The 14,997-nt window shown below is 67.2% G+C and carries 11 protein-coding genes; 7 read left to right on the forward strand and 4 right to left on the reverse strand.

All coding sequences use genetic code 11. The annotated features are described in order from the left end of the window. The 4 genes from VHR41_07375 to VHR41_07390 form a co-directional block, all read right to left on the reverse strand. Positions 1-474, reverse strand: a 474-nt coding sequence (locus VHR41_07375; protein HEX3234002.1) for a serine/threonine-protein kinase, incomplete at its 3' end; no start/stop codon positions are given. 11 nt (positions 475-485) lie between these two features. Next, positions 486-2,825: a protein kinase gene (locus VHR41_07380; protein ID HEX3234003.1), complete on the reverse strand. Its 2,340-nt coding sequence runs from the start codon at positions 2,823-2,825 to the stop codon at positions 486-488. Continuing rightward, positions 2,826-5,225, reverse strand: coding sequence for a protein kinase (locus VHR41_07385; protein HEX3234004.1), 2,400 nt, complete (start codon positions 5,223-5,225; stop codon positions 2,826-2,828). Between the two features lie 64 nt (positions 5,226-5,289). Continuing rightward, positions 5,290-6,297, reverse strand: a complete 1,008-nt coding sequence (locus VHR41_07390) for a hypothetical protein (GenBank protein ID HEX3234005.1) — start codon at positions 6,295-6,297, stop codon at positions 5,290-5,292. A 340-nt stretch (positions 6,298-6,637) separates the two neighbouring features. On the opposite strand from VHR41_07390, the gene VHR41_07395 reads away from it, so the two are divergent. The 7 genes from VHR41_07395 (at position 6,638) to VHR41_07425 (ending at position 14,993) form a co-directional block, all read left to right on the forward strand. Then, positions 6,638-7,144, forward strand: a complete 507-nt coding sequence (locus tag VHR41_07395) for a TlpA disulfide reductase family protein (protein ID HEX3234006.1) — start codon at positions 6,638-6,640, stop codon at positions 7,142-7,144. 319 nt (positions 7,145-7,463) lie between these two features. Further along, positions 7,464-9,545, forward strand: a complete 2,082-nt coding sequence (tkt, locus tag VHR41_07400; protein HEX3234007.1) for a transketolase — start codon at positions 7,464-7,466, stop codon at positions 9,543-9,545. Then, on the forward strand, positions 9,542-9,997 hold the full coding sequence (rpiB, locus tag VHR41_07405; GenBank protein ID HEX3234008.1) for a ribose 5-phosphate isomerase B: 456 nt from the start codon (positions 9,542-9,544) through the stop codon (positions 9,995-9,997). The genes tkt and rpiB overlap by 4 nt, the downstream gene beginning before the upstream one ends. Positions 9,998-10,004: 7 nt before the next feature. Then, positions 10,005-10,709 (forward strand): 6-phosphogluconolactonase, encoded by a 705-nt coding sequence (pgl, locus tag VHR41_07410; GenBank protein HEX3234009.1) that lies wholly within the window; start codon positions 10,005-10,007, stop codon positions 10,707-10,709. Further along, positions 10,706-11,686, forward strand: coding sequence for a glucokinase (locus VHR41_07415; protein ID HEX3234010.1), 981 nt, complete (start codon positions 10,706-10,708; stop codon positions 11,684-11,686). Before pgl ends, VHR41_07415 begins: the two co-directional genes overlap by 4 nt. Before the next feature lie 14 nt (positions 11,687-11,700). Continuing rightward, on the forward strand, positions 11,701-14,388 hold the full coding sequence (locus VHR41_07420) for a bifunctional transaldolase/phosoglucose isomerase (GenBank protein HEX3234011.1): 2,688 nt from the start codon (positions 11,701-11,703) through the stop codon (positions 14,386-14,388). Then, positions 14,385-14,993 (forward strand): HAD family phosphatase, encoded by a 609-nt coding sequence (locus VHR41_07425; GenBank protein HEX3234012.1) that lies wholly within the window; start codon positions 14,385-14,387, stop codon positions 14,991-14,993. Before VHR41_07420 ends, VHR41_07425 begins: the two co-directional genes overlap by 4 nt. Positions 14,994-14,997 lie beyond the last annotated feature (4 nt).

Genomic DNA, 14,997 nt, shown 5'->3' on the forward strand with positions numbered 1-14,997 from the left:
GATGCCGAAGTCCGCCACTAGCGCCTGCCCGGCGGAGAGGAGGATGTTTTCGGGCTTGATATCGCGATGAATCACGCCGTGGCTATGGGCGTAGTCCAGCGCCCCCGCCACCTCCCGGGCAATGGTGACCGCGGCGTCCACACGGAGTTGCGACTCCCGATCCAGCCGGTGACGGAGGGATTCGCCCTCGACGTAGGGCATCACGTAGTACAGCACGTCGCCCGCGGTGCCGGAGTCGAGCAGGCCGAGGATATGAGGGTGCTGCAGTCGGGCGGCGAGCTCGATTTCCTTGAGAAACCGGTCCGCGCCCAGTGCACCCGCGACCTCGGCGCGGAGCACCTTGAGCGCCACCTGGCGGGGATGCTTCAGGTCCTGCGCGAGGTAGACGGTCGCCATGCCACCGCGACCGATTTCCCGCACGATCTGATAGCGGCCCGACAGTGCATGCCGAACCGAATCGAGCAGATCAGTCAAAGCCGCTCCTTTCACCTGGGCAATCCGACTCGCCGCGCCAGAGCCTGGAACCGCGGGTCGGACCGCAAGGGACCCCAGCGAGGGTCCCGATTGAGCCAGAACAGCCAGTGGACCCGCTGCTCCACGCTCTGGTTCAGCAAGGCAAAAGCGCGGTCTTTGTCTCCCAGCGCAGCGTAAATCAGCGCGTTCAAGAGAGGAGCAACGTACGTGCGCGGGGCTGTGGCGAGCGAGTCCAGCTCGGCGAAGGCCCGGGCCACCCCCTCACGATCACCTTCCTTGGCAGCCACGTATCCTGCTGAGGCTACAGTAACCGGCCAGTGAAGGAGAGGGCCGGTCGCCTGGTACTCGCGCATGGCTTCGGGATAGCGGCCCTGGGCCTGGTAAGCCCGCCCGAGAAACAGGTGTGCGACCTTGTCCTTCTCATTCAGAGCGAGCGCGCGTTGGACCCGGGCCACGGCACTGTCCTGGCGCCCGCTATAGTGCGCGATCCACCCGTACTCCCGTGCAATGGCCACCGACAGCGGGTCGAGCTGTATCGCGCGTCGCCCCTCCAGTTCCGCCTCGTCGAACCGGCCCATCGCAAGAAGGAATAGACTGTACCAGTTGTGCGCGGTTGCGGAGTTAGGGTTCAGGGTTATGGCCTTCCGGTATTCCCGCTCAGCCGTGGCCCAGTCCCAGTCATAGTACATGACCGCATAGGCCAGCGCGGCATGGGCCTCGGCATTGGTGGAATCGGCTTCGATGGCCCGGGCGGCATTCGCCTTCGCCACGGGAAAGGCATCAGCCGGGATAAGCTCTCCCGAATAGCCACGCTGATTGTAGATCTCTGCCCGCCCGGCGTAGGCCGGAGCGTAGGTGGGGTCGATGTCCAGCGCCGCGCTGAAGAAGCTATCGGCCGCCTGGAAGTCGGACGTGTTCTGGTGATAGCGGCCCTTCAGGTACGCGGCGAAGGCCGCCGGATCGATGGTACGGGCGGAAGACCCAAGCCGGGCGCGCTCAGCAGGCGTGAGATCGACTCCGATGCGCTCTGCCACCGTCCGGGCGACATCGAGCTGCAGCCGGCGAGCGTCTTGAACAGGGGCGTCGAAGCTCTGGGTCCACAGAGCATGCCCGTCCCTGGCTGAGATCAACTGCAGCGAGACGTGCACAGAGTCCTTCGCTTGTTGCAGGGAGCCCGCAAGCAGGGCATCCACGTGAAGCTTCCCTGCGATTTGCTGAGGACTCTCCCGAGACCCCGCAAAGCCTAATACCGAGATGCGGCTGATGACTCGCAGCGCCTGGATCTGTCCAAGATCGGTGATGAACTGGTCGGTCATTCCGTTCGACAGGTAGACAAGAGAGCTGTCGCCCGTGAGGTTCTCGACCGGTAGCACGGCGAGGGATCGGACCTGCGGCACCCGGGCGGCGATCCGATCAAGCAAGGACCGCCCGCCTATTCCGGCTGCCAGCGCCAGCACCGCGATCGCCACGCCAGCGTAGGAAAGCCGACGCGACATTCCCCGGCGCACTGGGGCGCGCTCCGGATGCGCGAGCGCTGTCGCAAAGTCGGCGGCGGTCGCGAAGCGGTCCGCGGGCACTTTCGCCATGGCCTTGGTGATGGCCCATTCGATGCCGACCGGCACCGTGCCCCGCAGCGTGTGAAGGCTGGGCACCGGGTCGACCGAATGACGGGCCAGGATCGCTTGCGCGCTAGGGCCGGTGAATGGCGGTGTTCCCGCGAGCATCTCGTAGAGCACACAGCCCAGGGCGTAGAGGTCGGCCCGACCGTCCAGCGAGGCAGTCGCGGAGGCCTGCTCCGGACTCATGTAGTGCGGCGTTCCAAGCGACAGGCCCGTCTCGGTCAGCTTGTCGCCTGCCGCCGCGTCGAGCGCCTTGGCGATGCCGAAATCCGCGACCAAGGCATGTCCCCCGGAGAGCAGGATGTTCTCGGGCTTGATATCGCGGTGAACGATGCCGCGGTCGTGGGCGTATTGCAGCGCGTCGGCCATTTCCCGCGCCAAGGCGATCGCCTGGTCTACCGGCAGCTGTGATTCCCGAGCGAGCCGGTGGCGCAGTGATTCGCCGTCGATGTACGGCATCACGTAATAGAGGACATCGCCCGCGGTGCCGGAGTCGAGCAGGCCGAGGATGTGGGGGTGCTGCAGGCGGGAGACGACTTCAATTTCCTTGAGGAACCGGTCGGCTCCGAGCGCGCCGACGACTTCGGACCGAAGCACTTTGATCGCGACCTGACGCGGATGCTTCAGGTCCTGCGCCAGATAGACGGTCGCCATGCCGCCCCGCCCGAGCTCGCGCTCGATCGCGTAGCGGTCCGCGAAGCCGGTCTTCAGAAGAGCGAGCGCGTCGGGCATCTACAGTACCGCCTTCCATCGCTCCCATTGGGCCTTCAGATCCACCATGAGCGCAAGAAAGCCCGGGTCCTGCCGCAGGCTGTCCAGCATAGGATCGCTGGCCAGGAGCGGATAGCAGGGTAACCCGTCGTCCACAGCCCGCCGCAGCCAGTCGACGGCCAGGCGGGGCTGCCGCAGCAACGCGTAGGCCTCGGCGATGCTGTAGGCGGTGTGGTGGAAATGTCCGAAGCCTTGCCCCAGTTGCTCCGCGCGCTTGATATCCTCCTCCGCCCCGCGCCTGTTTCCGGCCTTGGCGCGGAGGAGGGCGCGGGCGCCGGTGATCACTCCGCCGGGGTCCTGAGGGTTGGTCCGCAGGTAGTCGTCGATGACGGCAGAGGCTTCCTCGCTTCGGCCGGACAAGACGAGGGTCCATGCGAAGTGATACGTCACGATCGAAGGATTGAACTCCCGGGGAACCGTGCGGAGAATCCGCAGCCCCTCTCCATACTTTCCCTCGTAATCCAGCACCACAGCCATCCGGTGCTCCGCCAACCGGTTCCCAGGATCGAGCGCCAGCACCTTCCGGAACTCCACGAGGGCCTTATCGAGGACGCCGATATGCCAGTACACAACCCCGAGCCAGTCGTGGGCGTCAGCCAGGTTCGGGTTCAGCGCGATCGCGCGACGTAACTCCTGGATCGCTTGCTCATAGGCCCAGTGGCTGGCGGGGGTGGCCAGCAACCAGCCGCGGGCGTAATGGCCCTCTGCGAGGTGGTGGTCGAGGCGTAAGGCCTTCTCCGCTGCCACCAGGGCTTCCTCCAACGCATTCCTGTCCCGAGGGGCGAACCAAAGAATCCTGAGGCCGTAAGCGTGCGCCAGCTCCGCGTACGCCGCGGCAAACTCGGGGTCAAGGGCCACGGCATGTTTGAACAACCCGATCGCCACCGAGTCTTCGGCCGGGGTCTCGGTCCGGGCGTGGATCTTTCCCCGCAGGAAGTAGTCATAGGCCTCGCCATTGGTGGTGGGCGGCGTATGGAGCTCGCGCTCTTCCGAGGATGTGACAGAGAGCTTGAGGGCCGACACCAGACTCCGCGAGATCGCGTCCTCGACCGCGAAGCGCTTCTCCATCTCCTCGTCGAATCGCTGTGCCCACAGCTGGTACCCCGAAGTGGCGCTGATCAGGCGGACGTCGACCCGCAAGCTATCCCCCGCCCGCTGGATCCCGCCCTCGAGCACCGCGTCCACGCCCAAGGCCCGGGCGATCTCCGGCGCGCTCTTGGTAGTCCCCTTGTAGCGCATCACCGCCGTCCGAGAGATCACCCGCAACGCGCTGATCCGGCCGAGGTCGGTGGTCAGGGCCTCGGTCATTCCGTCGCCCAATTGCTCTGAGTCATTGGATGGATTCTCGAGCGGCAGCACCGCGAGCGACTGGATCCGGACCGGTGCCGCAGGACCCAGCCAGCGCTGATGCAGTCCCCACAGGTTGAAAACGACCAGGAGGAGCAGGGTCAGCCCAAGCGCGAGGCCGCTGCCGATCGCCAAGCGGGCTCCCCGGTTCCGGATCGCACCGACCGTCTCGGCGTCGGCGGTCGAGTCCTCCAGCGCTTCCGTGAACCCGATGACGCTGGCGTAGCGATCAGCGGGCACCTTGCTGAGCGACTTGGTGATCGCGCGCTCGACCGCAACCGGCGCCCCTGGGCGCACCGTGCGCAACGGTGGCACCGGATCCATTGAGTGCCGGGCCAGCACCGCGCGGGGCGTCGGCCCCGTGAACGGCGGCTCGCCCGCCAGCATCTCGTAGAGCACACAGGCCAGGCTGTAGAGGTCGCTCCGGCCGTCCACCCCCCGCTGTCCGGCCGCCTGCTCCGGACTCATGTAGGCCGGGGTGCCGAGGGTGAGCCCGGTCTCGGTGAGCCGCTCCCCACCCGCCGCGTCAATGGCCTGAGCAATGCCGAAATCCGCCACCACCGCCTGCTCCCCATCGAGCAGGATGTTCTCCGGCTTGATGTCCCGGTGAACGATTCCCTGCCGGTGGGCATACTCGAGCGCGCCGGCCACGTCCCGGGTGATCCGGAGGGCGGCATCTACCGAGGCTTGCTTCTCCCGGATCAGCCTTTGGCGCAACGACTCGCCGTCGACGAAGGGCATGGTGTACCAGAGCTGGCCCGAGCTCTCGCCCGAATCGAAGACCGGCAGGATGTGGGGGTGCCGCAGGCGCGAGGTGACCCGGATTTCCTGCAGGAAGCGAAACGGTCCGATGGTGGCGGCCAAGTCGGGATGGAGCACCTTGAGCGCGACCTGCCTCTCGTGCTTGAGGTCGCGGGCCAGATAGACAGTGGCCATGCCGCCCCGCCCGAGCTCACGCTCGATCGCGTAGCGGTCCGCTATGGCAGTGCGGAGTAGAGCGATAGAATCGGCCAGGTACCCCCCTGCTGGGGAGGACGCCCCTTACGCTAGCGCCCTCCCTGAGGTGGCCCCCAGCCGCTCAGAACCGATGCGCGTAGCCGGCGAGGACCTGCCACTTCGCGAGGTTGCCACCTCCCTGAACATTGACGATACGATCGTAGAGGTTTGCTCTCCGGTCGCCGTGTGCTCGCACTGGAACGTTCAAGGAGAACGTATTGGCGCCCCGGCTGAGCTCGAGCCCAGGATCGACGAAGATGCTGTATCCCGGCCGCCGGAAGTTGGCATCGCCACCATCGATCAGGTCCTGCACCGGAACGCCATCGAGGCGCCCACCGAGACTGGCGGAAAGACCCAGGCTAGGCGCCACGGCATAGGACAGCCCGGTCCGCACGGTGTAGGCGTCGGGAACCGAAAGGTTGTACGGCGTCCCCGCAGCCGGATCCCCCGGCAGCCCGATGGGTCTTCCGATCGTGGCCTCAGTCTGCACCCTTGGGTTCAGCAGATAGGAAGCCGACAAGTAAGCGAGCGCCCCCGGAACCACCTGTTGGAACGCCTGCAACTGCATGATGATGCCCCAGCCCCCGTCGCCCGGCTGAATGGCCGGATCGGCCACCCGCAGCGCCGGGCCGGTGGGGGTAAAGAACTCGACGCTGTCGCGATGGCTCCCCGTCGGCATCTTCAATCCCAGGCCGAGCATCACATTCCCGGTCGAGCCCGAGCGAGGGTTGATGAGCCAGGCGCTACCCGTAAGGGTTACATCACCGAGATCCGTCACCCTTTCAGGATGTCGCAGGCCGTCTCCCTCAATGAAGGAGACCCTGCCGGTCTGGATCGGCGCCGCCAGGCTGACCCTGAACCGGTCCGTCACCGCGTAGGTCAGGCCCAGGACGATGGAATGGACGTCGATCCTAATCCCCTGCCCACCAGGTGGTTGCAGCGCGGGCGGCGGTGGCGTTCGCGAAGCACCGACGAAGAAGTCCCCATCGCGGGTATGCAGCCAACGGTAGTCCGCGCTGAGCTCCCAGTGGTGCGCCTGCAAGAACGAATTGCCCTGGACACCCAAACTGGATGTCAGCCGGAACGGCATTCACCCCTGGCCGGAGGCCACCCGCGGGATGACCGAGAGTCCGATGAGAAGGGAGAGCCCGGCGAGCACCTGTCGGGATCGAGTCGAGCAGGGAGAATGGAACATAGACCACCCACTTTCCGGCGGGTCGGACTACGACATTCTGGTTTTCACAGGGAGCGGTGCCAAGTTACCTGTCCGTACAAAGGACTTCAAGAGCGGATCTGCCATGGGGCTTGACAGGCGCCGTACCGGCCCGTAACTCAGACTCACCCGCCAATCTTCACACTGTCGGTTGATCCACCGCCGAGATGTCCACCCTGGACGCTCGGCACGCCGGCGTTGGCGGTGAAGGAGCGAGATGGCAAGCACCCAGCGATGGCTCTCTACGATCGGCATTGCGGCACTCGCCGTTGCGGTTCCCCTCCTTGCCCAGACCCCGGGGAAGACCGCCCCCGCTTTTACGCTCAAGACGCTCGACGGGACGCCTGCCAGCCTGAGCGACTTTGCCGGACATCCCGTCCTCATCAACTTCTGGGCGTCCTGGTGCAAGCCCTGCCGCGGTGAGATGCCCTCGATCATCGCCGCATACAATGCCCGCCGGCAGGCAGGACTGGCGGTCCTGGCCATCGATCTCACTGATCAGGAGGGCTCGACCAAGGACATCAAAAAATTCCAGACTGAATTTCAGATGCCATTTCCGGTGCTACTCGATGAGAAAGGGAAGGCTCGCAAGCTCTACGCGCTTCGCGGCGTTCCCACCTCGGTCTTCGTCGGAGCGGACGGTGTGGTGCGTGCCGTCAACCCAGGGCCGATCAGCGACGCGGCGTTGCAGCAGCACCTGTCGGAGATTTTGCCGGCACCCTGATGGTCCCGTTGCAGCATCGGGTGATGCTGTGATGAGCGACATTCTGAAGGGCCCGCATGGCCTGCCTACCGTTTTACTCCCCGAAATTCCACACTACCGAAGTTTTCACGCTACCATCGCAGACTCGCTGAGAATCTCGGCCCCTTAAGCGTCCGCGTTCGGCGCGCCGCGGTCTCCGGAAGCCACCCCACCTTGTATCTGATAAGCGGTATGTCTAGCGTCCGACAATCAGTTGATCCTGCGACCCTCAGCCGGATCGTTACGCAGACGCCGTCCGTTGCTTCGGCACCGATTTCAAGCTCGTGAAGGGAGCCGTCCGATGCCCCCGAACTCCAAAGACCCCGACCTCCTGGTCATCAACACCATCCGCACCCTCGCCATGGACGCGGTGCAGGCCGCGAACTCGGGCCACCCGGGCACCCCCATGGCGCTGGCGCCCGTCGTCTATTGCCTGTGGCAGGACTTTCTCCGCTTCGATCCGGAAGATCCGATCTGGCCCAACCGGGACCGCTTCGTCCTCTCCAACGGCCACGCCTCGATGCTGCTCTATTCGATGCTGCATCTCACCGGGGTGAAGGCGGTGAACGCGAAGTACGAACGGCTCGGTGAGCTGTCGGTGAAGCTGGGCGATATCAAGCACTTCCGGCAGCTCGACAGCAAGTGCCCCGGCCACCCCGAGTACCGCTTGACCTCCGGAGTCGAGACCACCACCGGGCCGCTGGGCCAGGGCGTCGCCACCAGTGTGGGGATGGCCATCGCCAGCCGCTGGCAGGCGGCCTACTTCAACCGCCCAGGCTTCGAGCTCTTCGACTACGACGTCTACGCGGTATGCGGCGACGGCGACATGATGGAAGGGATCTCGAGCGAGGCGGCGTCGCTGGCCGGGCACCTCAAGCTCGCGAACCTGTGCTGGATCTACGACAACAACAAGATCACCATCGAGGGCCACACCGACTGGGCCTTCTCCGACGACACGGCCACCCGGTTCATCGGCTACGGCTGGAACGTGACTCGGGTGGGAGACGCCAACGACCTCGACATGCTCCGGCGCGCGCTCCGGGTCTTCAAGAGCACCGCCGATCGCCCGACCCTCATCATCGTCGACAGCCACATCGCCTACGGCGCACCCAACAAGCAGGACACCGGCGCCGCGCATGGGGAGCCCCTGGGCGAGGAGGAGATTCGGCTCACCAAGCGGTTCTACGGCTGGCCGGAGGATGCCAGGTTTCTGATCCCCGACGGCGTGCGCGAGCGGCTGCGGGACGGAGTGGGCAAGCGCGGGCGGGAGCTGCGCGAGGCCTGGCTCAATCGCTTCGAGGCGTACCGGACCGAGCATGCGGAGCTGGCCGATCATCTCCATCGGATGCAGCACCGGCAGCTCCCTGACGGGTGGGACCGTGATCTGCCGAGCTTCCCGGCCGATCCCAAGGGAATGGCGGGCCGGGACGCGTCGGGGAAGGCGCTGAACGCCATTGCCAAGAACCTGCCCTGGCTGATCGGCGGCGCGGCCGACCTGGCGCCCTCCACCAAGACGCGGCTGACCTTCGACGGCGCGGGAGACCTGACCGCCGGCAATCCCGGCGGCCGCAACATGCATTTCGGCGTACGGGAGCACGCCATGGGCGCGGTAGTGAACGGGTTGGCCCTCTCCAAGCTCCGGGCCTTCGGCTCCACCTTCCTCATCTTCGTCGACTACGCCCGTCCCGCCGTCCGTCTGAGCGCCATCATGGAGATCCCGACCATCTACGTCTTCACCCACGACTCCATCGGGGTGGGAGAGGATGGCCCGACCCATCAGCCGATCGAGCAGCTCGCCTCGCTCCGGGCCCTGCCCGGACTCATCACCATCCGCCCGGCCGATGCCAACGAGGCGGTGGAGGCCTGGCGGGCGATCATGAAGCTGCAACACCAGCCGGTGGCGCTGGTGCTCTCCCGCCAGGCGCTCCCCATCTTCGACCGCCGCCGCTATGCCGCGGCCAGCGGCGTGGCCAAAGGCGCCTACGTCATGGCCGACGCCGATGGGGGGAAGCCCGACGTGCTGCTGCTCTCCAGCGGCAGCGAAGTGTCGCTCTGCGTCGACGCGTTCGAGCGGCTGACGGCGGACGGCACCCGGGCCCGGGTGGTGAGCATGCCATCGTGGGAACTGTTCGAGCAGCAGAGCCAATCCTATCGTGACAGCGTGCTTCCTCCTGAGGTGACCGCCCGGGTGTCGGTCGAGCAGGCCAGCACCTTCGGCTGGGAGCGGTACGTGGGCCCGACCGGAGCCCGGATCGGCATGGAGACCTTCGGTGCGTCGGCTCCGCTCAAGGAGCTGCAGAAGAAGTTCGGCTTCACCGTCGATCACGTGGTCGAGGCGGCACGGGAGCAGCTCGCGCGTCGGGAGGCGGTGCCGGCTCGATGAGGGTCGGCATTGCCGCCGATCACGCGGGCTACGGGCTCAAGCAAGAGCTCATCCCCTCGCTCCGCGCCCTGGGCAACGAGGTGGAGGATCTCGGCACCCACAGCGCGGAGCCCGTAGACTATCCTGATGTGGCCGAACGGGTGGGGCGGGCGGTGCTCTCCGGCGCGGTCGAGCGGGGGATCCTCATCTGCGGGAGCGGAGTGGGAGCCTCGGTGGCGGCGAACAAGCTGCCCGGCATCCGGGCCGGCCTGTGCCATGATACCTACTCGGCCCATCAGGGGGTCGAGCACGACGACATGAACCTGCTGGTGCTCGGCGCCCGGGTGATCGGCATCGAGTTGGCACGGGAGCTGGTGCGGACCTTCCTGCAGGCCAGCTTCACCCATGAGGAGCGCCACGAGCGGCGGCTCGGCAAGATCAGGGCGCTGGAGGACGAGGTGCGTCGGTCGTGAGCGAAACATGACGGAGCTGATCGTCGCATCACGGCCAGAGAATCTGGTGATCGCGGCAGCGGAGTGGCTGGAGGGCGAGGTGGCCAGCGCGATCGCCGAGCGGGGGTCCTGCGCGTTGGGCTTGGCCGGGGGCCGGACGCCCGAGCCGGTCTACCGGGCGCTCGCGTCGGAGTCCAGCATCGATTGGAGCCGGGTAGACGTGTTTTTCAGCGACGAGCGCGCGGTCCCCCCGAACCATCCCGAGAGCAACTATCGCATGGTCCACCTGGCCCTGCTTTCCCAGGTGCCGATTCCCGCCGGCCAGGTCCACCGCATGGAGGCCGAGCGGCCCGACCGGGAGGACGCAGCTCGGCAGTACGAGCGCGCGCTTCCGGTTCAGCTCGATGTCCTGCTTCTCGGCATGGGAGCCGACGGACACACCGCGTCGTTGTTCCCCGGCTCACCCGCCCTGGATGAATGGTCCCGGCTGGTGCTGCCCGTGATCGGCACCAAGCCGCCGCTCGAGCGCCTCACCATCACCCCTCCGGTGATCGAGGCCGCGCGCCAGGTGGCCGTACTCGCGGCCGGCGAGGACAAGGCGCCGATGGTGGCACGCGCCATCGATGGCCCGCTGGCGCCGAGCGCCATCCCGGCGCAGTTGGCACGGCGGGGATTCTGGTTTCTCGACCAGGCTGCCGCGGCGCGGCTCACGGCCAGGAGGGTGGCCAGGTGATCGTGCTGGCCGCCGACGTAGGCGGCACCAACGCGCGGCTCGCCCTGGTGGACCTGGACGGACGAACCGCCCGGATCACGCGGGAGCACCGGTATCCCAGCAGGGATTACCCGGGACTCGCCCCGATCGTCCGCCACTTCAGCGAGCAGGCGCCAGGCCGCCCCGCCCGGGCTTGCCTGGCCATCGCCTGTACCCTGGTGGGCGACGACTGCACCGCGCCCAATCTTCCCTGGACCATCAACGCCCGGCGCCTGGCCGCCGACATCGGCATCCCGCGCACGACGATCATCAACGATTTCGCCGCGGTGGGCTACGGCATCGAGCTGCTGGGCCCGGCCGATCTGGCGACGCTGCAGGAGGGAACCACGGAGCCGCAGGGCCCGATCGCGCTGATCGGCGCCGGCACCGGCCTTGGCGAGGGACTTCTGGTCTGGGAGAGAGATCATTACCGGGTTCTCCCGTCCGAGGGCGGGCACGCCGACTTTGCCTCGCGCGGGAGGCTGCAGGCCGGCCTGCTCCAGTCCCTCGAGGGGCAGTTCAAGCGGGTCTCCTGGGAGCGATTGCTCTCCGGCGGGGGAATCGTCAACATCTACCGGTATCTGCTCGCCTCCGGGGTGGCGCCGGAGCAGGCCGCAGTCCGGACCGAGATGGAGCAGGAAGACCCCGCCGCGGTCGTGGTCCGCCACGGCCTCGGCGGGACCGACCGCCTGTCCCAACAGGCGCTGGATCTCTTCTGTGACGTGTTCGGCGCGCAGGCCGGAAACCTGGCGCTCACCGTGGTAGCGACCGGCGGAGTGTACCTCGGCGGCGGCATCGCTCCGCGCCTCGTCGAGCGGCTCAAGAGCGGTCCCTTCCTGACTGCCTTTCGAGACAAGGGCCGGCTGTCCGGACTGCTGTCCCGCATCCCGGTGCACGTGATCCTGAACCCGAACGTGGGCCTGCTGGGCGCGGCTGCCGTCGCGGCCAGGATGGACTAGCGAAAGGATCCGCAATGGCTAAACGAACCACTCAAACCGCCATGCAGGCTCTGCTGGAGCTGGGGCAGAGTGTCTGGCTGGATTATCTGCGCCGGGGCATGCTTCGCTCCGGGGAGCTCAAGTCCCTCATCGACGAGGGCCTCCGGGGCATGACCTCGAACCCCACGATCTTCGAGCAGGCCATCGGCGGGAGCAGCGACTACGACGACCAGCTCAGGGCTCTCGCCCCATCCCCCGGGAGCGACCTGGAGATCTTCGAGCGGCTCGCCGTGGAGGACGTCCGCCAGGCCGCCGATCTCTTCCGCCCGGTGTACGACGCGACCGGAGGCCAGGACGGATTCGTCTCGCTGGAGGTCTCGCCGACGCTCGCCCGCGACACCGAGCAGACCATCGCCGAGGCGCGGCGCCTCTGGAGCGCGGTGGACCGGCCCAACCTGATGATCAAGGTGCCCGGCAGCGCGCAAGGCTGGCCCGCTATCGAGCGCCTCCTCACCGAGGGGATCAACGTCAACATCACGCTGCTCTTTTCCCTGGAGCACTACCGTGAGGTGGCGGAGGCCTATCTGCGGGCGCTGGAGGCCCGGGTGCGCGCCGGAGCGGCGATCGACCGGCTGGCATCGGTCGCGTCGTTCTTCGTGAGCCGGGTGGACACCGAGACGGACCGCCGTATCGAGGCCAAGGGCGGAGCCCTGCTCGAGATCCGTGGCCGGGTCGGTATCGCGAACGCGCAGCTGGCCTACGTCTGGTTTCGCGAGCTGCTCCGGAGCAAACGCTGGCAACGGCTCGCCTCGACGGGCGCCCGTCCTCAGCGGCTGCTCTGGGCTAGCACCGGCACCAAGAACCCGGCGTACTCCGACGTCCTCTACGTCGACTCGCTGATCGGGCCCGACACCATCAACACGATGCCCCCCGCCACGCTCCAGCTGTTCGAGGACCACGGGACCGTGCGGCCGACCCTGCCGGATGACGCGCGCGAGGCCCGCGAGATCATGTCGCGACTGGCGGCGGGCGGGATCGATTTCGCCGACGTGACCCGCGCGCTGGAGGATGACGGGATCGAGAAGTTCGCCAAATCATTCGAAGCCCTGCTCGGCGTGATTCGCGACAAGCGGAAGGCACTCACGACCCGAGCGCAGCGGCGACATTCCGCGGTCCGGGCCCTGGAATCCGCCGTCGCGCTGCGGCTCGATGCGAGCGACGTCGCCCAAGTCCCCAAGCGCATCTGGGCCCGCGATCCGACGGTATGGAAGGACGACCCGAACACGGCGGAGATTCGGGATCGACTGGGCTGGCTCACCGTCGGAGAGGCGATGGCGCAGCAGGCCAAGGCGCTCGAGGTCTTTGCCGGCGAGATGGCTGGCGAGTTCGACCGCGTCGTGCTCTGCGGCATGGGTGGATCGAGCCTGGCCCCCGAGGTGCTGTGGCGCACCTTCGGGCCTGCGTCGGGCCATCCCTCGCTCCTCGTCCTCGACAGCACCGATCCTCGGGCCGTCGCGCAGGCCGAGCGGGGCGGCAATCTGGCGAAGACCCTCTTCATCATTTCCAGCAAGTCGGGAACGACCCAGGAGAGCGACAGCTTCTTCCGCTACTTCTGGGACCGCACCGGCGGGCGGGGCGCGCAGTTCGTGGCGATCACCGATCCCGGCACTCCGCTGGAGCAGCTCGCCGGCGAGCGCCGCTTCCGACGCACCTTTCTCAATCCGCCAGACATCGGCGGCCGCTATTCGGCGCTGTCGTACTTCGGTCTGGTCCCGGCGGCACTCATCGGGGTCGACATCGCGACCATGCTCCATCGTGCACATCGCATGACGGAGGCCTGTGCGGCCTGCGTGCCGGCCCCGGAAAACCCCGGCGCCCGACTCGGCGCCGTACTGGCCGAGGGCGCCCTGGCAGGGCGGGACAAGGTCACCTTCGTGCTCTCGCCCGGGATCGCGAGCTTCGGTCTCTGGCTGGAGCAGCTGATCGCCGAGAGCACCGGCAAGGAGGGCCAGGGCCTGGTACCTGTCGCGGACGAGCCGCTGGGCTCGCCCGAGGTGTACGGGCCGGATCGAGTGTTCGTCTCGATGGTCCTCGGCGGGGAGGCCGACGCCCGCGACGAATCGCGCCTCGCTGAGCTGGAGAATGCCGGGCACCCGGTGGTCCACCTCAAGCTGGACGACCGCAACGACCTCGGCCAGGAGTTCTTCCGCTGGGAATTCGCCACGGCGGTGGCCGGGGCGGTGCTCCGCATCAATCCGTTCGACCAGCCCAACGTCGCCGAGAGCAAGGCGAACACCAAGGCGGTGCTGGCCAGGAAGAGCGCGCCCTCGCCCGCGGCGTCCCCGGCGGAGCTGGCGGAGTTTCTGGGCGGGATCACCCCGGGGCACTACCTCGCCATCATGGCCTATCTGCCGCCCACACCGGAGAACGATCGCCGGCTCGCCGCCATTCGGCTCCGCCTCCGCGACCGGCTCCGGGTGGCCACGACCTTGGGTTACGGGCCGCGGTTCCTCCACTCCACCGGCCAGCTCCACAAAGGCGGCCCGCCGGTCGGGCACTTTCTTCAGATCACCGACCGGGCCACGGAGGATCTCCCCATCCCCGGGCAGCCGTTCAGCTTCGGTCAACTGGAGGCAGCCCAGGGGGAGGGAGACCTCGTGGCGCTCCGGTCCCGCGGCCGGCCCGCCATACGGATCGACGATCTCGGAATGCTCGAGCGGTGACGCTCACCCACCTCTTCTTCGACATCGGCGGGGTCCTCGGCACCAATGGTTGGGACCGGGAGCAGCGCGCCGCGGCCGCGAAGCATTTCGAGCTCGATATGACCGAGCTGGAAGAGCTGCACGGCGAGACCATCGCGATGCTGGAGCAGGGGAGGATGACGCTGGATGAGTACTTGCAAAGCACCGTGTTCTATCAGCCGCGGTCCTTCGGGCCAGCGGATCTCAAGGCCTACATGCTGGGCCAGAGCGCGCCGTTCCCGGAAACGATCGATCTGGCTCGCGCGCTGGCCCGCACCGGGCGTTACCGCCTGATGACGATCAACAACGAGTCGGATGAGCTGAACCGGCACCGGCTGGAGCGGTTCGGCCTGCGCGACATCTTCCTCGCCTTCTTCTCGTCCTGCTGGGTCGGGGTATTGAAGCCGGGCCGCCGGATCTACGAGCTGGCGTTGGCGATCTCCCAGGCCGAGCCGGCCGCCTCGGTGTTCATCGACGACCGGGATCGGAATCTGGAGCCGGCCCGGTCACTGGGAATGCGCACCATCCGATTTACCGACGCTCCCCGGCTGCGCCACGAGCTGGCGGCACTGGGGGTGCATCCTTGAGAGG

Source organism: Gemmatimonadales bacterium (genome assembly GCA_036265815.1).
Classification (GTDB): domain Bacteria; phylum Gemmatimonadota; class Gemmatimonadetes; order Gemmatimonadales; family GWC2-71-9; genus CAVVWJ01.